At 64.2% G+C, this 20,611-nt stretch carries 20 protein-coding genes; 14 read left to right on the forward strand and 6 right to left on the reverse strand.

Annotation, left to right across the window (positions count from 1 at the left end; translation table 11 throughout):
• Both FJ943_RS05455 and FJ943_RS05460 read left to right on the forward strand, forming a co-directional pair.
• The gene (locus FJ943_RS05455; RefSeq protein ID WP_140720162.1) at positions 1–1,404 is read left to right on the forward strand and encodes a pyruvate dehydrogenase complex dihydrolipoamide acetyltransferase; all 1,404 of its coding nucleotides are present in this window, start codon (positions 1–3) and stop codon (positions 1,402–1,404) included.
• A 110-nt stretch (positions 1,405–1,514) separates the two neighbouring features.
• A complete protein-coding gene (locus tag FJ943_RS05460; RefSeq protein WP_015315457.1) occupies positions 1,515–1,883 on the forward strand; it encodes a hypothetical protein in 369 nt (122 codons plus the stop codon).
• A gap of 11 nt (positions 1,884–1,894) precedes the next feature.
• Here FJ943_RS05460 and FJ943_RS05465 read toward each other — a convergent pair whose 3' ends face one another.
• Entirely contained in the window at positions 1,895–2,866 is a 972-nt protein-coding gene (locus FJ943_RS05465) for a sugar-binding domain-containing protein (protein ID WP_140720164.1), read from the reverse strand.
• 260 nt (positions 2,867–3,126) lie between these two features.
• On the opposite strand from FJ943_RS05465, the gene FJ943_RS05470 reads away from it, so the two are divergent.
• From FJ943_RS05470 to FJ943_RS05495, 6 genes are all read left to right on the forward strand, one after another.
• Complete coding sequence (locus FJ943_RS05470) at positions 3,127–4,113, forward strand: ABC transporter substrate-binding protein (RefSeq protein WP_015315459.1); 987 nt, start codon at positions 3,127–3,129, stop codon at positions 4,111–4,113.
• 92 nt (positions 4,114–4,205) lie between these two features.
• Positions 4,206–5,909: an iron ABC transporter permease gene (locus tag FJ943_RS05475; protein WP_140720166.1), complete on the forward strand. Its 1,704-nt coding sequence runs from the start codon at positions 4,206–4,208 to the stop codon at positions 5,907–5,909.
• A complete protein-coding gene (locus FJ943_RS05480; protein ID WP_140720168.1) occupies positions 5,897–6,976 on the forward strand; it encodes an ABC transporter ATP-binding protein in 1,080 nt (359 codons plus the stop codon). Before FJ943_RS05475 ends, FJ943_RS05480 begins: the two co-directional genes overlap by 13 nt.
• Positions 6,976–8,142 carry an MBL fold metallo-hydrolase gene (locus FJ943_RS05485; RefSeq protein WP_140720386.1) on the forward strand — a complete coding sequence of 389 codons (1,167 nt, stop codon included), beginning with the start codon at positions 6,976–6,978 and terminating at the stop codon, positions 8,140–8,142. Before FJ943_RS05480 ends, FJ943_RS05485 begins: the two co-directional genes overlap by 1 nt.
• Positions 8,139–8,894 carry a 5'/3'-nucleotidase SurE gene (locus tag FJ943_RS05490; RefSeq protein ID WP_140720170.1) on the forward strand — a complete coding sequence of 252 codons (756 nt, stop codon included), beginning with the start codon at positions 8,139–8,141 and terminating at the stop codon, positions 8,892–8,894. Before FJ943_RS05485 ends, FJ943_RS05490 begins: the two co-directional genes overlap by 4 nt.
• A 109-nt stretch (positions 8,895–9,003) precedes the next feature.
• Positions 9,004–10,137 (forward strand): DUF930 domain-containing protein, encoded by a 1,134-nt coding sequence (locus tag FJ943_RS05495; RefSeq protein ID WP_140720172.1) that lies wholly within the window; start codon positions 9,004–9,006, stop codon positions 10,135–10,137.
• A 10-nt stretch (positions 10,138–10,147) separates the two neighbouring features.
• On the opposite strand, the gene FJ943_RS05500 is transcribed toward FJ943_RS05495, so the two are convergent.
• Positions 10,148–10,822, reverse strand: a complete 675-nt coding sequence (locus FJ943_RS05500; RefSeq protein ID WP_140616779.1) for an HAD family phosphatase — start codon at positions 10,820–10,822, stop codon at positions 10,148–10,150.
• Positions 10,823–10,930: 108 nt separating this feature from the next.
• Entirely contained in the window at positions 10,931–11,572 is a 642-nt protein-coding gene (locus FJ943_RS05505; RefSeq protein WP_140712793.1) for a hypothetical protein, read from the reverse strand.
• Between the two features lie 191 nt (positions 11,573–11,763).
• On the opposite strand from FJ943_RS05505, the gene FJ943_RS05510 reads away from it, so the two are divergent.
• The 5 genes from FJ943_RS05510 to ptsP are packed head-to-tail and all read left to right on the forward strand — an operon-like array spanning position 11,764 to position 16,486.
• A complete protein-coding gene (locus FJ943_RS05510) occupies positions 11,764–12,201 on the forward strand; it encodes a transcriptional regulator GutM (RefSeq protein WP_015315467.1) in 438 nt (145 codons plus the stop codon).
• A 53-nt stretch (positions 12,202–12,254) separates the two neighbouring features.
• On the forward strand, positions 12,255–13,022 hold the full coding sequence (locus tag FJ943_RS05515; RefSeq protein WP_140616781.1) for a PTS glucitol/sorbitol transporter subunit IIC: 768 nt from the start codon (positions 12,255–12,257) through the stop codon (positions 13,020–13,022).
• A 16-nt stretch (positions 13,023–13,038) separates the two neighbouring features.
• On the forward strand, positions 13,039–14,037 hold the full coding sequence (locus FJ943_RS05520; RefSeq protein WP_015315469.1) for a PTS glucitol/sorbitol transporter subunit IIB: 999 nt from the start codon (positions 13,039–13,041) through the stop codon (positions 14,035–14,037).
• Positions 14,038–14,063: 26 nt separating this feature from the next.
• Positions 14,064–14,444, forward strand: a complete 381-nt coding sequence (locus FJ943_RS05525; protein WP_140616782.1) for a PTS glucitol/sorbitol transporter subunit IIA — start codon at positions 14,064–14,066, stop codon at positions 14,442–14,444.
• A 56-nt stretch (positions 14,445–14,500) separates the two neighbouring features.
• Entirely contained in the window at positions 14,501–16,486 is a 1,986-nt protein-coding gene (ptsP, locus tag FJ943_RS05530) for a phosphoenolpyruvate--protein phosphotransferase (RefSeq protein ID WP_140720174.1), read from the forward strand.
• Between the two features lie 22 nt (positions 16,487–16,508).
• Here ptsP and FJ943_RS05535 read toward each other — a convergent pair whose 3' ends face one another.
• A complete protein-coding gene (locus FJ943_RS05535; protein WP_015315472.1) occupies positions 16,509–17,309 on the reverse strand; it encodes a hypothetical protein in 801 nt (266 codons plus the stop codon).
• A gap of 172 nt (positions 17,310–17,481) precedes the next feature.
• Here FJ943_RS05535 and FJ943_RS05540 point away from each other — a divergent pair, with 172 nt between their 5' ends.
• Positions 17,482–18,501, forward strand: a complete 1,020-nt coding sequence (locus FJ943_RS05540) for a sugar-binding transcriptional regulator (RefSeq protein WP_051041246.1) — start codon at positions 17,482–17,484, stop codon at positions 18,499–18,501.
• Here FJ943_RS05540 and FJ943_RS05545 read toward each other — a convergent pair.
• Both FJ943_RS05545 and FJ943_RS05550 read right to left on the reverse strand, forming a co-directional pair.
• Positions 18,488–19,339, reverse strand: coding sequence for a TIGR01459 family HAD-type hydrolase (locus tag FJ943_RS05545; RefSeq protein ID WP_015315474.1), 852 nt, complete (start codon positions 19,337–19,339; stop codon positions 18,488–18,490). The two genes, FJ943_RS05540 and FJ943_RS05545, sit on opposite strands and share 14 nt — an antisense overlap.
• On the reverse strand, positions 19,336–20,610 hold the full coding sequence (locus FJ943_RS05550; protein ID WP_140662897.1) for an FGGY-family carbohydrate kinase: 1,275 nt from the start codon (positions 20,608–20,610) through the stop codon (positions 19,336–19,338). The genes FJ943_RS05545 and FJ943_RS05550 overlap by 4 nt, the downstream gene beginning before the upstream one ends.
• Between the last annotated feature and the right edge of the window lies 1 nt (position 20,611).

The raw sequence follows: 20,611 nt of genomic DNA on the forward strand, positions 1-20,611 counted from the left end.
ATGCCGACCGAAGTCATTCTTCCCAAGGTCGACATGGATATGGCGACCGGACAGATTTCGCGCTGGTTCGCCGAGGAAGGCGCCACGGTCAAGAAGGGCGACGTGCTGTTCGAGATCGAGACCGACAAGGCCGCGATGGAGATCGACGCTCCGGCCAGCGGTGTGTTGCGCGACGTGACCGGCAAGGAAGGAGTCGATATCGCGGTCGGATCGGCGGTGGCTTGGATTTATGCTGACGGCGAGGCTTATAAGGACAAGGCGCCAATCTCACCCCTTGAGGGGGAGATGTCGACGAAGTCGACAGAGGGGGTTGCCTCAGAAGGCACCGCCCTCGCGCTGAGTCCGGTCGAACCGACCCCACCCGACCGGCGTTTGGCCGACCACCCTCCCCTCGAGGGGGAGGGGAAAACCCGCGCTACACCCTTGGCGCGTCGATTGGCTCGTGAAGCAGGACTGAATCTCTCCGGCATATCAGGCACAGGCCCACATGGCCGCGTCGTAAAGGCGGATATCGATGCGGTACTCTCCTCCCCCCTCGAGGGGGAGGTGTCCGCGAAGCGGACGGAGGGGGTCGCCTCAGGAGGCACCGCTTTTGCGCCGAGCCCCGTCGAAGCGACCCCACCCGACCGGCCTTCGGCCGGCCACCCTCCCCTCAAGGGAGAAGGGGACGTGATGAAACTGTTCGAGGAAGGCTCCTACGAACTCGTTCCGCACGACAATATGCGCAAGACCATCGCGCGGCGCCTGGTCGAAGCAAAAACCACCATCCCGCATTTCTATCTGACGCTCGACTGCGAACTCGACGCGCTGCTGGCTTTACGCACTCAGCTCAATGCCGCCGCACCGGTGAAGAAGACCGACAAGGGCGAGGCTCCCGCCTACAAGCTGTCGGTCAACGACATGGTGATCAAGGCGATGGCGATGGCGCTGAAGGCGGTGCCGGATGCCAATGCCTCCTGGACCGAGAGCGCCATGGTCAAGCACAGGCATGCCGATGTCGGCGTCGCCGTGTCCATTCCCGGTGGCCTGATCACGCCGATCATCCGGCATGCCGATGAAAAGACGCTGTCGGTCATCTCCAACGAGATGAAGGACCTGGCCAGCCGCGCCCGCAGCCGCAAGTTGAAGCCGGAGGAATATCAAGGCGGCACGACCGCCGTTTCCAATCTCGGCATGTTCGGCATCAAGGACTTTGCCGCCGTCATCAACCCGCCGCATGCGACGATCCTGGCGGTCGGCGCCGGCGAGGAGCGGGCGGTGGTCAGGAACGGCGAGATCAGAATAGCCACCGTGATGTCGGTGACGCTGTCAACCGACCATCGTGCGGTTGATGGCGCGCTGGGGGCCGAACTGCTGGTCGCCTTCAAGAAGCTGATCGAGAATCCGATGGGCATGCTGGTCTAGTCTCCTGCGGTAAGCCGGCGCCAATGATGCGCCGGCTTATGATGAAACGACTTGTCAGGCACCGAACCTTGACCCATGTTCTCTGGTGATCGCGACCAAGGGAGGCCAACATGCCTGCATTCGACCCGTCTGACGTCAAAACCTTGTTCGGCAGGGTCATGGGCGCGTCGCCTTCCGACATCAAGCTGGTGGCGCAGCGCCTGCACGATCATGCTTTCGAGCCACGCATGTCGGCGGAAGAGACAAGGCAGCTTGTCGTCAGCCTCGGTTATGACAGCCTCGATGCGTTCTGCAGTGATATCGGCCTGCCCGCGCATATCGCCGAGCGCTGGAGCCGTTTTGGCGTTTCGGGCGAGATGAAGCAGGTGTTCACCCTGCTGGCGGGGCAGCGCAGACGCGTGGCCGAAGCGATCGCCGAATTCGAATCCATGACCCATGTCGGCGTCGAGGATTTTTTGCGCGAGCGCGGGTTGATTTAAACCCAGGCATCTCAGCCGGCCTTGGCCAGCAGCGCCATAGCGGTGTCGCTGTCGGTGATCAGCACATTGGTGTTGACAGCCTTGAGCGCGGCGAGGATTGCCGCCACCTTGCGCTTTCCGCCGGCGGCCAGCACGACATTCGGCACATGGGCGACAACATCGAGGTCGATCGCCATGACGCGCCGGTTGACTTCGTGATCGACGAGCCTGCCGGCGGCATCGACGAAATAGCATAGCATGTTGGCGACCGCGCCTTTTGCCTTCAAGGGTGTAATCAGCGACGACGGCACGATGCCATGCCGGAAGATGGTGGCATCGGGCGACATGTCGCCGACGGTGAGCAATGCGATGTCGGCCGCCGCGGCGCGCCGGCGCACATCCTGCAGCGTCGGCTGCGCCCACAGGAGATCGCGCAGCGAGGGGTCGTCCACCATCACCGGCGCCGTGATCTGATAGCTGTCCACCTCGAACACATCGGCGACCTTGGCGGCCACGATCGACGGGTTGATCCATTGCGAATGCGGCAGGCTGCCGACAAGCGCCACCACCGAGGCGCGCTTCAAGTGCCGGCGGGCGAGGAAACCCAGGCTGGCGTGCAGCGTGGCGCCACCGCCGATCGCCAGCGTCATGCCATCCTGCATCTGCTCGCCGAGATAGGCCGCCACGGCGTGGCCGATGGCCTTCTCCAGATGGTCGTGAACCGAAGGTGTCGGGATGACGACGGCGGCGTTGAGGCCCCAGCGTTTTTCCAGTTCCCGCTCAAGCGCCACCTGTTCGGCTGTCGGCGCGTTGATCATGGTAACGACGATGCCCTCGGCGGTACAGGCGGCCAGCGTACGCATGACCTTCACCCTGGAGACATCGAGCTTGTCGGCGATCTGCTCCTGCGTGAAGCCCTCGACATAATAGAGCCATGCCGTCTTGACGCTGAGGTCCGACGAGACCATCGGCAGGCGAGCCGGTGCGGGCTTTTGCGTGGGCATGGATGTCGTCCCTCATGTGTCATGGCCGACGGTTGTCCTCATCCGGGCAAGGCCGCTCTTACGTCAATCGGATGCCGGGTTCGCGGCAGGCCGATTATCGCACAGCTGTGATCATTTGTAATTGACATCGTACATATGAACATATTTTGTTGGTTTCACGCGCTGTGTCATCCACCAGTCATATGCGCCGTGCAGGGAGGAAGAGACGGGGTGCTGGCCAGGGGCCAGACCGGTCATGCACAGACAAGACAGGAGGTCTCATGAAGACGCTATTCATCCAGCTGCTGGCCAGTCAGCTGGCGCTCGCGGCAACTTTGTTTGCCGGCGTGGCAAATGCCGAAACACTGACGCTCTACACATCCCAGCCCGAGGCAGACGCAGCCAAGACCGTGGATGCCTTCAAGAAGGCACAGCCCGGCATCGACGTCACCATCTATCGCTCCGGAACCAGCGACATCCTGACCAAGATGGCGGCCGAGTTCGCCGCAGGCAGCCCGCAGCCCGACGTGCTGCTGATCGCCGACGCGGTGTCGATGGAACTGCTGAAGAAGGACGACCGGCTGCTGGCCTATCCCGAGGCCAAGCTCGACGGCATCGAGGCGGATGCCTATGACGCCGACAAGACTTATTTCGGCAGCAAGCTGATCACTACCGGCATCGTCTACAACACCGCTGCCGCCGAAAAGCCGCAGCATTGGGCGGACCTCGCCAAGCCGGCCTATGCCGATGGCTTGGTCATGCCGAGCCCGCTCTATTCCGGTGCCGCCGCCTACCTGCTTTCGGGCTTCGCCGGCGACAGCAATTATGGCTGGGATTTCTTCCAGAAGCTGAAGACCAACAACACCGTCAGCGTGCGCGGCAATGGCGCGGTGCTGAAGTCGGTGGCGTCGGGCGAGAAGCCCTATGGCATCCTCGTCGATTTCATGGCGATGAACGCCAAGAAGAAGGGTTCGCCCGTCGAATTCGTGTTCCCCTCGGAGGGCGTGCCCGCCGTGACCGAACCGGTGGCCATCATGAAGACCGCCAAGAACGTCGACGGCGCGAAAAAATTCGTCGACTTCATTCTGTCCGATGAAGGCCAGAAGCTGGCGCTGTCGATGGGTTACCTGCCGGCACGCGCCTCGGTCGGTCGTCCCGACTGGCTGCCGGAAGGCGTCAAGGTCAAGGTGATGCCGTTCGACACCAAGGCGATCGTCGCCGAGACCGACGCCGACAAGGCGAAGTTCCAGGACCTGTTCGGCGGCTGAGCCGTCGATCCCCGCGAGATGCCGTCTCGACGGCATCTCGTCAGTTCCGGTGAGCCCGGCCGCCCCGCTGACCGATCCCAGGAAACGCAATCATGCCGACACGTATCAGGGAGAGCCGGGGCCAGGAAATGGTCCTGACGGCGGTGGTGGCCGTCGTCATCGTCCTGCTTTCGCTGCTGCCCATGCTGCGCCTCGTCAAGGAGATCGTGGCACCCGGCGGTGTCTTGTCGACGGTGGCCGTGGAGGCCGGGCTGAGAAGCCCGGCAACCTGGATCGCGACATGGCATACGCTGGTCGTCGGCATCGGCGGCACTCTTCTGGCGGTGCTGTCGGGAACGTTGGTGGCCGTGCTTGTATCGCTGACCGACATACGCGGCCGAAGCGCCCTGGTGCTCTGCTACGTCATGCCGCTGATGATCGCGCCGCAGGTGACGGCGCTGGCCTGGCTGCAACTGTTCGGCCCTGCCAGCCCATTCCTCAAGCTTTTCGGAGCGGCGCCGCCGCTCGGCACGAAAAACCCGCTCTACTCGACCTCGGGCATCATCCTGCTGCTTGGCGTCCAATACGGGCCGCTGGTCTTCCTGCTGGTGCGTGCAGGCCTGCGCAAGCTGCCGCGCGAACTGGTCGAGGCGGCGCGCGCCGGCGGTGCGAATTGGTTCACCGTGCTGATCACCATCGTGCTGCCCTTGATGACGCCGTCGATCATGGCGGCGGCCGCGCTTGCCTTCGTCTCCTGCGTCGGCAATTTCGGCATTCCGGCCTTTCTCGGCATCCCCGCCAACTACCTGGTGCTGCCGACGCTCATCTATCAGAAGCTGGCCGGCGGGGGCCCGGCGGTACTCGGCGAGACCGCGTTCCTGTCGGTGCTGATCGGCATCATCGCCATGGCCGGCATTCTTGCCCAAGAGGTGATGAGCCGCCGCCGCGACTACCGCATCTCCTCGACGTCGCTGCTGGCCGAACCTTATGAACTGGGCCGCTGGCGGCCGGTCGTCCAGGCCGGCATGTGGCTGCTCATCGTGCTGGTGCTGGTCCTGCCGCTGTTCGGGCTGGTGCTGACGTCGCTGGTGCCGGGCTACGGCATCGCGCTCACCGCCAAGACGGCGACGCTCGACAATTACCGTTTCGTGCTGTTCGAGCATGATGCCGCCAGCCGCGCCTTCTTCAACAGTTTCTGGCTGTCGATCGCTGCCGCCTTCTTCGCGGTCCTCGTCGCCGTGCCGATCGGCTATCTCATCGCTTGGGGCAAGCAGCGCTGGGTGCGGCTGCTCAATCTTTCAGTCGAACTGCCCTACGCCTTGCCTGGCGTGGTGCTGGCGATCGCCTCGCTGCTCTTGTTCCTGCGCCCTATCCCGCTGACCGGCGTCCAGCTCTACAACACCGTCTGGATCATCCTCTATGCCTACCTCGCCCGCTTCCTGGTGCTGGCCTTGCGGCCGACCATCAGCGGCTATCACCAGATCGACCGGGCACTCGAAGAAGCTGCACAGGTGGCGGGCGCCGGCCTGTTCACGCGCATGCGCACCATCGTCTTTCCGCTGGTCGCGCCGGCGGCGATCGCCGGCGGCCTGCTGATCTTCATGACGGCCCTCAGCGAGCTCACCGTCTCGGCGCTGCTGTGGTCGTCGGGCTCGGAGACCATCGGCGTTGTCATGTTTTCCTTCGAGCAGGGCGGCGATTCCAACTACGCGGCGGCGATGTCGGTCATCACGGTCGCGGTCACCTTCGTGCTGATGCTGGTGACCAACCTGCTTGCCCCTCATCTTCCGAGCGGAGTTCTGCCATGGCGCGATTGACCCTGGACCATGTGACCAAGAGCTTCGCCGATTTCGACGCCGTGAAGGATGTCTCGATCGACGTCGCTGACGGCGAGTTTCTGGCGGTGCTCGGCCCCTCCGGCTGTGGCAAGACGACATTGCTGCGGCTGGTCGCCGGTTTCGAAAAGGTGACCTCGGGCGAAATCCGCATCGGCAGCGATGTCGTGTCGAACAGCGGCGGCAGCGTCGCGCCGGAAAAGCGGCGCGTCGGCATCGTCTTCCAGAATTACGCGCTGTGGCCGCATATGAGCGTCGCCGAGAATATCGGCTATGCGCTGAAGGTGGCCAAGCTCGACAAAGCGGTTGCGCGCCAAAAAGTGGAAGACGCGCTTGCCCTTGTCAATCTTCAGGGCCTGGGCGAGCGCCGGCCCGCCAATCTTTCCGGCGGCCAGCGCCAGCGGGTGGCCTTGGCGCGTTGCCTGGTGGCGACACCTTCGCTGGTGCTGTTCGACGAGCCACTCGCCAATCTCGACGTCCATCTCAGGGCCTCGATGGAGGACGAGTTCGCCGCCTTCCACAAGCGCACCGGCACGACCATCGTCTACATAACCCATGACCAGGCCGAGGCGATGGCGCTGGCCGACCGCATCGCGGTGATGGACCATGGACGCTTGGCGCAGCTCGCCACCCCGCGTGAACTCTATCATAAGCCGGCAAATGAGATGGTGGCCTCCTTCATTTCGCAAGGCATTCTGCTTCCGGCGGACGTGTTGGCCAGCGAGGACAACGGCTATTGCAAGGTCCGGGTTCTCGGAACCGAGCTGGTGGTCCGTTGCCGGCCTGGCGAGCGGCCGCGCGCCGGCGCCAAGATCTGCTGCCGCCCCGCCGATATCGAGCTTTCGGCCGATGCCTCGGGCTTCGATGGTCTCGTCAAGCGGGCGATCTACCAGGGCGGCGCGGCGCGGATTGAATTCGCGCCGACCGCTGGTCCCGACCTCACCTTGCATTTCGAGCAACCCGATCCGGTTGTGCTGGAGAACGGGGCGCAAGCGCGCCTGCGCATAAAATCCGGCTGGCTGATCCCGGCGGCGGGGACAGCCTCGTGATGATACTGGACCTTGCCGGCGGCTTCGGAGAAAAGGGCCGCACCAGCCTCGCCGTCAACAGCGGCGACGATCGCATCCTGCTCGATGTCGGCATCAAGGTCGGCGCTTCAGGGGCGGAATACTACCCAGCGCTCAACGGGTCGAGCGACGACATCGATGCTGTTTTTGTTTCGCATGCCCATGAGGATCATGTCGGCGCGCTGAGCTGGCTGTTGTCGCGCGGCTATAGCGGCCCGATCTTCATGACGGCGGAGACCCGTGCCGAGGCGCCGGCCACGCTTGCCGCCTATGCCGAGCCGGAGGATTTCAGGCGATTTCCCTTGCCTGAAAACCGCATCGAACTCTTCGAACCGGGCGACACACTGACAAGCGGCAATTTCACGGTCAGGACCGGGCGGTCCGGTCATGTCGTCGGCGGTGTCTGGTTCACCGTCGACGACGGGACAAGCCGCATCGCCTATTCAGCCGATGTGGTGCCTGACAGCAATGTGTTTGTCATGGACACGATCCCGCACTGCGATCTCCTGGTCTTCGATGCCTCCTACGGGGCGGATCCCGTGCCGGGGGCTGCCCGGGCGCAGGAAATTTCCGAATGGGTGGCGCGGCATCCGCAGGGATGCCTCTTGCCGACGCCGCTGTCTGGCCGATCGCTGGAACTGATCGCGGCCTTGCCGGGGTCGTTCGCCGTCCATGCCGGCATGCGTTCGTCGCTGGAAGCGCAGATCGGCGCGACCGCGTCCCTGTTGCCGGGCATTTCCGAGCTTTTGCTTGCCCGCCTGCGGAACGCGGCCGACTGGAGCGATGCCGACCCGCTGCCATTACTGCCATTGCTGGCCGATGACGGCATGGGCGAGGCTGGCCCGTCGTCGCGCCTTTTGCCTCGCGCCGACGATGCCGGGTTTCCGGTGTTGCTCACCGGGCATCTGCCTTTGGGCTCTCCGGCCGATCTCATGCACAAGGCCGGCCGGGCGGACTGGATACGCATGCCCACCCACCCGACACTGTCGGGCAATGTCGGCATCTGGGAGAAGGCGGGACGCCCCAGGGCGCTGGGCCATTCCTGCGCGCCCGATCTTCTTGGCGAGTTGAAAAGCCATATTCCGTCCTTGCTCACGCAATGCCGTACGGGGCAACGCATCACGGTGGGGCAAGGAAGCGCATCATGAGAATCCTGATCTGCAACGATGACGGCATCGAAGCGCCGGGTCTTGCCCGTCTGGTCAATGCCGCCCTCGGGTTGAGCGACGATGTCTGGGTGGTCGCGCCGGACGGCAAGCGCACCGCCGCCGGCTCGTCGCTGACCATCGCCAGGCCGCTGACGATGCGGCGCGTCAAGCCGAACTGGTATTCGTGCTCGGGCACGCCAGCCGATTGCGTGGTGAGCGCCATGACGTGGCTATTCGCTGATGAACCGAAGCCTGACCTCGTATTGTCGGGCATCAATGACGGCCGCAACGTCGCCGAGGATATCGCCTATTCCGGCACGCTGGGTATTGCCCGCGAAGCGAGTTTCTGGGGCGTACCGGCGATCGGCTTTTCGCGCGTGAAAAATCCTGACTTCGGCGTTGCCGACGACGAATGGCTTGGCAAGCTGCTCGCCTCGCTCTGGCAATCGCGCGCCGAGTGGGCGACAGAGGGCCATTGGCTGAGCGTCAACCTGCCGACCGCGCTGCCGGCCGAAATTCGCCAGCCGCGCATCGGCCGCGACAAGATCGGCCGCACGGCCGAGGTGGTGGAAACCGACGGGGATCGCACGATCATTACGGTGCCGCGTGGCCGAGCCCATGCAAGCGAACCGGGGGATGAAAACGCCGCGATCGATGCGGGTTTCGTCAGCATCAACCGGCTGAACTGGTTTGGGGAAACGCGGCTGGACGACGGATTTCTGGACGGAATCCCACGCTGGCGGCAAAGCTAGCCGATCTCCTGCGCGGCATCCTCCAGATCACCAAGCTGTCAGCGGCTAAATGGCGTCAATCCGGTGCTTATGCTTGAAGCCGCCGCTATTTCATTCCACATCGGAAGAGATGAAGGATGAGACACGCGAATGGCGCCGGAATCTGCTGTGGGCCTTGGCCACATCGCTGGTCCTGCATGCGCTTGTCGCATCGTTCTTCATCTATGGCCTGTCAAAAGCCTCTCAAGAGCCGCAGCAGGAGCAACCGATAAGCGTCGCGCTCGTGCCTCCGCCCGACAAGCCAAAACCGCAGCCGCTCAAAGCCGAGAAGCCGCCGGAACCAAAGGCTGATAAACCCCCCGAGCAGAAGGTTGAAAAACCACCCGAACAGCCGCGCAAACAACCTGAAGACACCGCTTTGAAGCGCGTTTTTCAGTATGGCGATAAAGATACAGGACCGAAGAAATCCCTGGATGGGGGGGCGGCCAAGGACAATGCGCCGTCGCCTGCAAAGGATGACGCCTCGAAGCCTCCGGTCGTGCCCAAGTCCGCCGAGAACAAGCCTGCAGCGACGGCAAACGCGGAGCAGCGGCCTGATGCAAGCAAAGCCGATGAGAATCCGCCAACCGAGCCGACCGTCACCAAGCCCACGCCGAGCGAGGAAAAGCAGGTCACGGAAGACGCTGATAAACAGCAGGCTGCGCCAAAAGCTTCCGATCAGCAAGCAGCCGTAGAGCCAAAGCCGTCGCCAGCCGAGAGCGACGCCAAGACCGGGGCCGCGACCGAAAAGCCCAAGACCAAAGTCGTCAAGACGATGAAGTTCAAGTCTGAAAAAGCCCTGAAGTCCCGGGCCGGAAAAGCCACCGCCTCAAATTCCACGAACGACGCAGGTGCTGGATCACCAATGTATTCCGGTCTTCCGGGGGTTCGGAAACTCTACTCGCAGGGCGCTACCGGCGACGCGTTGGCCACGAGTTCCATGAGCGGCGTACCTCGCAGTCAGCGCGTTGCGACCCTTTGCGCCAACGTGCTGGACCAGGAGCTGCAGGGTGCCGACTATTCTCCCAAATGGCTGCCGACGATTCCGCTGAAAGCCGGCAATGTTCTCGACCGCCCCGAAGCGGCCTTCAGCACGACAACCACATGGTACCAACTGAGCTTCCGATGCGAGGTGGATGCCGATGCGACCAGGGTCCTGTCGTTCGGCTTCCGTGTCGGCTCCGAGATTCCACGCAGCGAATGGCCGCCAAACCATCCTCTTTAGTCTCTGCCACTTAGGCTGGCACACCAAGTCCAGCCAATTGCCGGCTAACTTCATGCCAGTCGGCGCAGACGAGATCGGCACCGGCCGCCGTCAGCCGTGCGGCATGCTCGGCATAAGTATGACCGCCGCCGGTATAGCCGATCGCCGTCATGCCGGCGGCGACCGCGCCCTGGATGCCGAAAGGCGAATCCTCGATGACGATGCAGTCGGCTGGTTTGGCGCCCATCCTGGCAGCCGCGAAAAGGAAGATGTCCGGCGCTGGCTTGCCGTTCTTGACCATCGAGGAACTGTAGATCGCATCGCCGAAGAAGCGTGCCAATCCGGTCACCGCCAGGCTGTGGTTTATACGCTCGATGGAAGACGAGGAGGCAACGCAGCGGTCGCCGGCAAGCGTTTCCAGAAACGAGCCTATTCCAGGCGTTGGCTTCAACTCTTCGGTGAAAAGCACCTTGGTCTCGGCCCAGATATCGCCGTCGGCCGACGCGGGAAACTGATGGCCGGTCAACTCCTTGATCCTGACGATGATGTCGGCCTGTTTCATGCCGACGCACTGGGCGATGATGCCGCCGTGAACGCCCGGCATGCCATGCTTATCGTAGACACGTTCATAGGCCTTGGCGGCCAGCGGCTCGCTGTCGACGAGAACGCCGTCGCAATCGAAAATGATCAGTCTTGACGGCGCCACGCGTTTCTCCCGGCCTCTGTCAGAATTCGCACATCGCTATCGACAAAAAGTCAAATGTTCAATAGCGGGCACGCTCGGCCTCGTGGATAGGAGGTAATAGAGGCCGATTCAAAGCTGGCGCAAGACGTCGCTGGCGCGGGAGGACCCCAGCGCCCGCTGCATGGCCTGCCGCGACTGTGCGCGATCGGGCGTGATCCAGTTCGGTTCCGCCCCCAGGAAGCGGTCGAGGAAAGCCACGGCATAGGCCGGTATTTCGGTGACGTTCTCGCGATAGGACCACCAGGTGCGCAGGTCGTCGGCGCATTTGTCGATACTGGGCGCCGAGCCAAACTCCTGCTCGTAGATCGCCGAAATCACCGAGACACAGTAGTTGGTGTAGAGAAAGCCTTCCGGCCAGAAACGGATGATGTCCAGCGTGCCGGCATTCTGATCCGTTTCGATGAGCTGGGTGAGGCCGGAGATTTCTCTTGCCGGCGCCTGTTTGATCAGTTCGCGCAGCACGAGGCCGGCGGCAAAGACGATGAAATCGGCGCGGTCGATCGCGGCAAAGCGCTTCTGCGCTTCCATGACCTCGACCCAGTCGAGAAAAGCCCGGGTCAGCTTCGCCTCGTCGATTTCGAAGCGTACGCCGAATGTGTCCGAGACCACCTTGGCGCTGCCGCGGAAGGTGGCGCGGAACCAGCGCAACTGCCGCAGCCGGTGGCGCAGGTCGGGCATGAGGGCCAGTTCATCCCTGAAGGGCAGTTCCATTTCCTGTATCCCGTTTCCCCCAGGTTAGCACAATCGTGCCCCCGCCGTAATCGCGCGGCGGCCCTGTGGATGACCGTGGTTGAGGTCAATATCATACATATTGACATTCGCGGAAACAAATGTTCTCACTTTGCTGTTGTCGCGCGCCGGTCCAAGGTGCGCCTCGACTGAGGCTTCGGGAGGAGAACCGAATGGCGATTTGGCAGTGGGGACTGCTTCTGCTGGTTATTGTGTGGGCGTTGCAGTCGCTCGGCGTCTGGCTGCAGATGCGGCACTATTCGGATGTCTTCCGGGGCGTCACCGACCAGTACAAGGACGGCTTCGTCGGAGCCGGCAATTTTCGCGGCCGATTTGCCAAGGGAACGATCGCGCTGGTCGTGGTTACGCCCGACTTGATCGTGCGCCGGATGATGGTGATGAGCGGCCGTTCCGTGTTCACCAAATTCAAGCGACATGAAGAATTCGAGGGCGTTCCCCTCGATCGACTCCGGTCCAACCCTGCGATCATGGGGGAGGGGGAACCCGGTGTGGCCGAGGCCGTGAAGCGGGCGATCGAACAGATCGACAAAGCACGGTCGGAGCCGGGGAAGAAGCCGGGTTTGGCCGGCTTGAATGTAGCAAGGGCATAGAGGAGGCCGTGCGCCGACTGGGATCAACCGGCGGGCCGGCATAAGGAGGAGAAATGTCTGTATTTTCGTTGTTGGCGCAGCATGCCGACATGGCCGTGCACAATTTGCATGTCGCGGGTGCCATGGTCTCGGATGCTGCATTGCATGGCAAGCTCGCCGTCGAGCATGCTTCCGATCATCTCGTGGTCCTGGCGCAGGCGCAGACCGACAGCGGGCCGGTCACCGCCGATCAGCTGAAGGAGCAGCTGAAAAACGTGCAGCAGGAAGAGCAGCTTGGCTGGCTGACTGCCATCGGCAAGTACTTCATCGGCATTTTCCAGAAGGGCGGCGAGGTTTTCGCCGGCTTTGTCACCGGCATCATCCCGACGCTTGTGGTGCTGATGACCGCCTTTTACGCCGTCACCGAACTGGTCGGCGAAGAGCGGGTCCACGGTCTGGCGCGTGGCGCTGGCCGCATCGCGCTGACCCGCTACACCGTGCTGCCGCTGCTGGCGGTGTTCTTCCTCACCAACCCGATGGCTTACACCTTCGGCTCGTTCCTGGAAGAAAAGCACAAGCCGGCCTTCTATGACGCGGCCGTATCCTACGTGCATCCGCCGCTCGGCCTCTTTCCGCACATCAACCCTGGCGAATATTTCGTCTGGGGAGGCATGCTCGTGGCCTTGCTCGATCTCGAGAAGCGCGGCGTCATCGCCGCCGGCTACCATGTCAAGGTTGCCATCTGGTACGCCATCGTCGGCCTCGTCGTCATCCTGCTCAAGGGCATGCTGACCGAGCGCATCACCGCCATCATGGCACGCCGCCAGGGCGTCGAGCTGTAAGGGCGGGGAGGACATCATGGCCAAGACATACAAAGCCGTACGGATCACCCGGGGCAAAACAGGGTGGGGCGGTCCGCTTGTGATCGAGCCGACCGAACAGCGCAGCAAGGTTGTTTCCGTCACCGGTGGTGGCATTCATCCGGTGGCGCAGCTCATCGCCGATATGACCGGCGCTGAAGCCGTCGACGGCTTCAAGGCGCCGCCGATCGAAAGCGAAATGGCGGTTGTCGTCGTCGACTGCGGCGGCACCGCACGATGCGGCGTCTATCCGCGCAAGCGTATCCCGACCGTCAACCTGACGCCGGTCGGACAGTCCGGGCCGCTCGCCCAGTTCATCACCGAGGATATCTATGTTTCGGGCGTCAAGCCGGCCGACGTCACAATGGCGGACGGGTCCGAGGCGGTCACGACTGCAGGGGGAGCAGCATCGATGGGTTCGACCAACAACACAGCGACGCCGACGGCGCTGCCCAGCGAGGGTGGCCTGATCGGTTTCATCAGCACGATCGGCCGCGTCATGGGGCGTGTCGTCGGCATCTTCTTCAACGCCGGCCGCCGCACCATCGACCAGGTCATCCGCAACGTGCTGCCGTTCATGGCCTTCGTGACCATGCTCATCGGTCTGATCCTGTATACCGGCGTCGGTGACGTGCTGGCGCAGCCGATGGGTCCGCTGGCCAACAATATCGTCGGCCTGCTGATCATCTCGGCTATTTGCGGCCTGCCGTTCCTGTCGCCCATCCTGGGGCCAGGCGCTGTTATCGCGCAGGTTATCGGCGTCGCCATCATCGGCCCGCAGATTGCCAACGGTACGATCTCTCCGGCGATGGCGCTGCCGGCTCTGTTTGCCTACAACACCCAGGTGGGCTGCGACTTCGTTCCCGTCGGCCTCGCACTGGGTGAAGCCAAGCCGAAAACCATCGAAATCGGCGTGCCGGCGGTGCTCATCAGCCGCCAGATCATGGGTCCGGTCTCGGTGCTGATCGCCTGGGTCGTTTCCCTGATCGTGTTCTAAACACCAGAAATAACGAGGTTCGCCATATGTCGGTTCTTCTCAAGACACGGGTCACGGCAATAGGACCCGAAGTGGCGGACCTCGCCGAGGGCGGCGTGGTCATCCTGTTCGCGGATGGCTCGCCACCGGAGCTTGCCGAGGTCTCGGTGCTCCACAAGACGGAGATCGGACCCAGCGACGGCGCGCCTGAAAAGGGCGCGTCGATCACCCTTGGCCCGGTTTCGGCTGTCATAACCGCCGTCGGCTCCAGCGCCTGGAGCAAGGTGCTCGAGATGGGCCACGTCGTCATCTCGTTCAACGGCGCCACCGAGGCCGAAAGGCCAGGCGAGATCTGCGCATCGCAGGTCGATACGCAAGCCCTCGTGGCAGCGCTGAAGACAGACGCGATCATCACCATCGCCGCCTGAAAGCATTCGCGCCCAGCCAGTCTGGCTTTGGCGCCCAAAAAAGCAGAGTATTTGCCATGGAACGCTCGACCATCGTCAGAGTGCATGAAGGTTTGCACGCCCGTCCCGCCACGCGCTTCGTCAAGCTCGCCAAGGCTTTCGAATCCGACGTCGAACTGGTCAAGGACGGCAAGGCGGTCAGTGCCAAGAGTTCGGTCAAGCTGATGCTGCTGGCGGTCAAGGAAAACCAGGAAGTCACCGTGCGGGCGAACGGCGCCGACGCCATCGAGGCGATCGAGGCGCTGATCGGCTACCTCGAAAACCCCAAGGCGGGTCTCGACGACGAAGACTCCCACGCTCCAGCCAGTGACCAGGGCAAGGAAGCGGCGCCCGCGCCAGCGCCCCGGTCCGAGCCGGCTGCATCAGGCCAAGCAAGCAGTGGTTTGCGCGGTGTCGCCGCAAGCGAGGGCGTCGGCATCGGGCCGGCTTTTGCACATTTCCCGCCTGACATCGCCGGGCAGGGCCGCATGCTGCAGGCCGATGAGATCGCCGGCGAGATCGACAGGTTTCGCGCCGCCGTCGCCGCCGTCCAGGCCCGCATGGACCGGGCTTTGGCACAGGATGGTCTGTCGGCCGGTGACCGCGGCATCGTCGCGGCGCTGAGAGATATCGCCGCCGACGACAGCCTGACCGGCGAGGCCGAGAAGGCAATCAAGGGCGGCAACGACGCGGTCTCGGCCACGATTACCGCCGCCTCCACCATCGCCGCCGATTTCAGCGCCGTCGACGATCATTATCTCAATGCGCGGGCGGACGATGTCCATGCGGTCGGACGGCAGATCAGCCTAGTGCTGCTTGGCCAGGACGACGTCAGCCTCGAGAACATCCCGCAAGGTGCGATCCTGATCGCCGATGATATCGGGGCCTGGGATCTGGCGCGGGCGCCGCTGAAACGCATCGGCGGCGTGGTGTGCGGCCATGGCGGCGCCACCTCGCACATCGCCATCATCGCCCGCTCGCATGGCATTCCGGCGGTGCTCGGCCTTGGCGGCCGGATCCACCTCTTGCGCACGGCGCAAGAGGTGGCGCTCGACGGCAACAGCGGTCAGGTGATCATCGACCCCGACGCGGCGACGCGCGCCGATTTCGCCGGTCGTGTCGAAGCGGCGGCGAAGGAGCGTGCCGGCCTGGCGGCTTTCAAGACGGTGACGCCGAAGCTGGCGGACGGCAGGGTCATCGAGGTCGCGGCCAATATCGGCTCGCTGGAAGAGATCGAGGCAGCGCAAGAGGCCGGCGCCATGGGTGTCGGCCTGTTCCGCACCGAGCTCCTGTTCATGCGCCATATGCACCTTCCGTCGGAGGACATGCAGGCCGAGACCTATGCGGCGCTGGCCAAGGCCTTCGCACCCTATCCGGTCATCGTGCGCACGCTCGACATCGGCGGCGACAAGCCGATCGCCGGCATCGAGTTCCCCGACGAGGAGAACCCCTTCCTCGGTTGGCGCGGCATCCGCATGTGCCTCGACCGGCCCGATATCTTCAAGCGCCAGCTCAGGGCGCTGCTGAGGGCCGCCGTGCACGGCAACATCAAGGTGATGCTGCCGATGGTCTCCGATCTTGGCGAGGTGCGGCAGACGCGCGTTCTTGTCGCCGAATGCGCCGCCGAACTCAAGGCCGAAGGCGTGCCGCATGCGACGTTCGATCTCGGCGTGATGATCGAAACCCCGGCCGCCGTGCTGATCGCCCCGGCACTGGCCAAGGAAGTAGCTTTCTTCTCGATCGGCACCAACGACCTGACCCAGTACATCATGGCGGCCGATCGGCTCAACCCGACCGTTGCGAAGCTCAACGACGTCACCAATCCGGCGGTCATGTCGGCGATCGGGCTGACGGCCAAGGCCGGCGTCGCCGCCGGCATCATGGTCGGCATGTGCGGCGAAGCGGCGGGCCGGCCGGATCTCATTCCGGCCTTCCTGGAGATGGGCCTGACCGAGCTGTCGATGAGCCCGGCCTCGATCCAGCGCGCCAAGAAGACGATCACGGCGATGGCAGCCGGGGAGTAGTTCCCGCAATCGCCGCTGGAGCTTACGGCAGATGCGCAAGCAAGGTGGCGAACACAGGTGCCAATTCATCGACCGGGCTCGCCTTGGCGCAGGCTTGGGCAATGCGCTCATGACGTATGTCGGCCGCCAGAATCGCGATTTCCAGCATGTCGGGCTCCGGCGCGCCGTCACGACCGGTGGTCGCCAGGCCGCAGGCCAGGACGACCGGCGCCAGGCAGCTTACGTCGAGCGCCTGGCCGCCGGCAGCGCTCGTTTCCGGCGCGGCTTCGCCAAAGCGGACCGGACGCTGGTTGAGCAACTCGACCAGCAGTGCCGCGCAGATGGCCGCGATGGCCTGCAGTCCGGCACCCGGCGCGGCCAGCGCAGCCAACAATTCGCCATGGCGCTTGCGCATGGCCGCGTGGACGGCGGCGAAACCGGCTTCATGGATACGGGCGTGGTCGATCTTCAGCCCGGCAAGCACTGCCTTGGTCAGATAGTACATGTCGCGCCGGAACAGGCGCTCGGCGCTCAATTGCTGGTCTTCGTCACCGGCCGGGAAATAGGTGGCGAGGCCTTTTACGGTCGTTCCGTCCACTCTTATCGGGCGCTCGTGCGGAACGAAGGATTCGGCGATCGACAGCGCTTCGTCGACGGCACTCGCGGCATGGCTGAGCAGGCCTTCGATGCCTTTGCCCGGAAATGGCGGCAGATGGCTGGTTGCTTCGCGCAGCAGGCTGGCCTCGCTGGCGCCGTCATGGCGGCTCTGGCGGATGATGTCGCGGACTTCCCGCAGCCGGTCCTTGAGGTTGACGCGGACATCTTCGGAGATTTGTCGGAGCATCGCGGTTAGCCTCGAATGTGCCGTGCGGCGCCACCTGCGACGGGCACCACCGACTCTACATTGTTCCTATCGATTGGTAGATCAATAGGCGATACTAGACCAGCATGCAGAATCGGCGACGGCGCACTCGTCCGCCGCGGGGGAGGGATGATTGGCCAGGGGACGACAAATCGTGGAAAGACGGCCCGAGGAAAGGCGGACCGACGAAAGGCGGGCAGGAGCGGAAGCGACCGAGCAGATCGTCAGCGAGAGCCGCACGGACCGCCTCAGGATCCGCGCCGCCTGGATGTATTTCGTCGAGCAGATGACGCAGAACGAGATCGCCGATGTGCTCGGCGTCGGCCGCGTCACCATCGTGCGCATGCTGGCGGAGGCGCGGTCGCGCAACGAGGTCAAGATCACCATCGAGAGCGAGCTTCTAGAGATCGTGCGGCTGGAGCGCGCGCTGGAAAAGACCTTCGGCCTCCAGCAGGCGCTGGTGGCGCCGCTGACGGCGGCCAGTGCCGATCCGATCCCGGCAATAGCCGCCAAGACCGGCATGTTCCTGTCCGACGCTATGAAATCCGGCATGCAGGTCGGTGTCGGCTGGGGCAATACGCTGTTCCACACATTGCCGTTCATCAGCGCCAAATCGCTGACCGATTTCAAGGTGATTTCGCTGCTTGGCGGCGTCGGCGTCGCGCGCCGGGTCAACCCGGCCGAGTTCGCCTGGCGCTTCGCCCAGATCTTCCAGGGCGACGGCTATCTGATGCCGACGCCAGCCGTCGTCGACAGCGTCGAGACCAAGATCGCGCTGATCGAACGCTGCGGCCTGCAGGAGGTTTTTGAAATGGCCGACGCGCTCGACGCCGTTCTGCTGAGTGTCGGCGGGATCGCTTCGGCCACCACCTTCTCGCGCGGCGGCTTCCTCAGGGAAGCGGACCGGGAGGCGCTGCTGGCGCGCGGCGCCGTCGGGGACCTCCTGTTCCACTTCTACGACCGCAATGGCGATCTGGTCGATCATCCCGTCAACAACCATGTGATGTCGGTGGATGTCGACCGGCTGCGCAAGGCGCCAATCCGCATTCTGACCTCCGGCGGCGCGGAGAAGACCGACGCCCTGCTCGGCGCAATGAACCTGATTGCGCCCACAATCCTGATCACCGACGAGGAGAGTGCAAGGCGGATTCTGGCGGCGGTCAGCGAAAGCTGAAGGACCCCATCGTATAGTCCGGCCAGGCCTTATGCTCATCGAAGACAGCGGCGAGGTCAGGCGTGTCGGCCAATATCCCACCCATCACCAGTGCCGTCGCGATGCCGACGCCATTGCCGCCTGCAATATCGTGTTCGACGCTGTCGCCGACGCAGACCACGCTGCCGCGCTTTGGTTCGCCGGCGAGCGCGAGCGCCGCTTCGAAGATCGCCGGGCCGGGCTTGCCGATGCGGGTGACGCTGCCGCCCAGGCTCTCGTAAAGATCGGCGATCTCGCCGGCGCCGAAGCGGGGCCCGACCGCCGTCAGCATGATCTTGTCGGGATTGGTGCAGAAGCATGGCACTTTTCGCGCCGCCGCCGGGGCCAGCAAGCGGCGATAATGCTCGAGGTCGTAGCGGTCGCCCTCGCTGGCCGCGATCAGTACCAGGTTGGCGGTATCGCCGGTTCCGGTCAATACAAAAGGCAGGCCCTCGATCGCTGTGCGGTCATTATCGCGGCTGATCAACAGGCAGTTCGTGCCGGGGCGCAACGCTCCGGTCGCCGCCATTTCGTGGAAGGATCGCCACGCCACCTCGCCGGAGGAAACGAAATGATCCCAGCTTCCGGGCTCGAAGCCGAGCCTCAGCAAACGGTCTTCGTTGGGCTTGGCGCGCCTGCCGGAGTTGGAGACCAGCACCACGGTCTTTCCGGCGCGCTTCAGTGCCGCCAAGGCCACCACCGCACCGGGATAGGGGGCCGAGCCGTCATGCAGCACGCCGAACTGGTCGACCAGGAAGACCTGGTAGCGCTCCTCCAGCGGTCCGATGCCGTCGAGGCGTTCAGCCAGTTTCCCGCTCATAGCAGCCCCGCCTCGTTCGCACCCTTCAACGCCAGGCGCGCCGCTCCGGCAGCGGCCTCGTCCGACAAAGCCGGCAAGAACGCAACGCCGAGCTTACGCTGCCGGATCGCGCTCCACGCCGGATTTGCCGCGCCGCCGCCGACGCTGCGCACCGAAGTCAGCGCCGGCGCGCCGAGCTCGCCAAGCCGGCGATAGCCGAGCGCTTCGATCGCGGCCATGCCTTCGAACATCGCCTTGAGATAGTCGGCATCATCCGCCGGGCGCGGGACGAGGCGCGGGGGGAGCGCCGGATCGGCGATCGGGAAGCGTTCGCCCGATGTGGCGAGCGGATAATAGTCGAGGCCGGTCTCGGTCGCGGGGTCGATCATGGTGCTGAGCTCGATGATCCGCGCGAGCGGAAAATGCCGCGCCAGCACCTTGCCACCGGAATTCGATGCGCCGCCGGCCAGCCAGGTGTCGCCAAGACGATGGCTGTAGATGCCGAAGCGCGGCGCCGAGATCGGCCGGTCGGACAGGATCTTGATGGTCAGCGAGGAACCCAATGCGGTGACGCCGTCGCCGGCTGCCGTAGCGCCCGTCGCCAGGAATGAGGCGCAGCCGTCCGTGGTGCCGGCAACCACAACCACATCGCGCGGCAAGCCGAAAAGCGCGGCGGCGGCCGTGGTAAGCGTGCCGCTGACCTCGCCCGGCTCGACGACATCAGGCAGTAAATTCATGCGCATGCCGGTGGCCGCGATCCAATCCGGCCAGCGGCGAGCCTCGACGTCATAGCCGGTCTTGAGCGCATTGTTCTCGTCGCTGACGTCGAAGCGTCCGGACAGGTTGCCGGCGATCCAGTCGGCCTGGTGGAGCACGGCCGCCATGCCGGGCAGACGCTGGAATCGGAGCGCCTTGGCGAGGCCTGAAGTCGGCCCGTGGGCGGCGCTCGTTTCCGGCGCCTCGCGGGCGACGATGGCCAGGATGTCTCCGTCATCGACCTTGTCGTTGTACATCAGCGGCTCGGCCAGGGGCCGCCCATCAGTGTCGACCGGCAGCAGCGTGCCCGATGTGCCGTCGACGGCGATGGCGCGGACCGTGGCACGGTCTATGCTTGAAAGCAGCCCGGCCAGCGCCGCCTGGACCGCTTGCCACCATGTGCGGGGATCGCGGGGGTTCGGGCCGAACCTGTCGAGAGGCACGGCGGATTGGGCGGCAATGGAAAAATCCTGGCGCATGGCGACCGCGCGGGCGCCGGAGGTGCCGATGTCGATGCCGACGACAAGTGGCGTCATG

Source organism: Mesorhizobium sp. B2-3-10, assembly GCF_006442275.1.
In the GTDB taxonomy this organism is placed as follows: Bacteria; Pseudomonadota; Alphaproteobacteria; order Rhizobiales; family Rhizobiaceae; genus Mesorhizobium; species Mesorhizobium australicum.

What these genes read in the sequence shown, in the direction of transcription:
- FJ943_RS05485 (WP_140720386.1), top strand. Translation starts at nt 6,976, where the DNA reads ATGATACTGGACCTTGCCGGCGGCTTCGGAGAAAAGGGCCGCACCAGC.
- FJ943_RS05505 (WP_140712793.1), bottom strand. Translation starts at nt 11,572, where the DNA reads ATGGAACTGCCCTTCAGGGATGAACTGGCCCTCATGCCCGACCTGCGC.
- FJ943_RS05470 (WP_015315459.1), top strand. Translation starts at nt 3,127, where the DNA reads ATGAAGACGCTATTCATCCAGCTGCTGGCCAGTCAGCTGGCGCTCGCG.
- FJ943_RS05495 (WP_140720172.1), top strand. Translation starts at nt 9,004, where the DNA reads ATGAAGGATGAGACACGCGAATGGCGCCGGAATCTGCTGTGGGCCTTG.
- FJ943_RS05545 (WP_015315474.1), bottom strand. Translation starts at nt 19,339, where the DNA reads ATGAGCGGGAAACTGGCTGAACGCCTCGACGGCATCGGACCGCTGGAG.
- ptsP (WP_140720174.1), top strand. Translation starts at nt 14,501, where the DNA reads ATGGAACGCTCGACCATCGTCAGAGTGCATGAAGGTTTGCACGCCCGT.
- FJ943_RS05480 (WP_140720168.1), top strand. Translation starts at nt 5,897, where the DNA reads ATGGCGCGATTGACCCTGGACCATGTGACCAAGAGCTTCGCCGATTTC.
- FJ943_RS05525 (WP_140616782.1), top strand. Translation starts at nt 14,064, where the DNA reads ATGTCGGTTCTTCTCAAGACACGGGTCACGGCAATAGGACCCGAAGTG.
- FJ943_RS05550 (WP_140662897.1), bottom strand. Translation starts at nt 20,610, where the DNA reads ATGACGCCACTTGTCGTCGGCATCGACATCGGCACCTCCGGCGCCCGC.
- FJ943_RS05465 (WP_140720164.1), bottom strand. Translation starts at nt 2,866, where the DNA reads ATGCCCACGCAAAAGCCCGCACCGGCTCGCCTGCCGATGGTCTCGTCG.
- FJ943_RS05490 (WP_140720170.1), top strand. Translation starts at nt 8,139, where the DNA reads ATGAGAATCCTGATCTGCAACGATGACGGCATCGAAGCGCCGGGTCTT.
- FJ943_RS05460 (WP_015315457.1), top strand. Translation starts at nt 1,515, where the DNA reads ATGCCTGCATTCGACCCGTCTGACGTCAAAACCTTGTTCGGCAGGGTC.
- FJ943_RS05510 (WP_015315467.1), top strand. Translation starts at nt 11,764, where the DNA reads ATGGCGATTTGGCAGTGGGGACTGCTTCTGCTGGTTATTGTGTGGGCG.
- FJ943_RS05515 (WP_140616781.1), top strand. Translation starts at nt 12,255, where the DNA reads ATGTCTGTATTTTCGTTGTTGGCGCAGCATGCCGACATGGCCGTGCAC.
- FJ943_RS05535 (WP_015315472.1), bottom strand. Translation starts at nt 17,309, where the DNA reads ATGCTCCGACAAATCTCCGAAGATGTCCGCGTCAACCTCAAGGACCGG.
- FJ943_RS05455 (WP_140720162.1), top strand. Translation starts at nt 1, where the DNA reads ATGCCGACCGAAGTCATTCTTCCCAAGGTCGACATGGATATGGCGACC.
- FJ943_RS05475 (WP_140720166.1), top strand. Translation starts at nt 4,206, where the DNA reads ATGCCGACACGTATCAGGGAGAGCCGGGGCCAGGAAATGGTCCTGACG.
- FJ943_RS05520 (WP_015315469.1), top strand. Translation starts at nt 13,039, where the DNA reads ATGGCCAAGACATACAAAGCCGTACGGATCACCCGGGGCAAAACAGGG.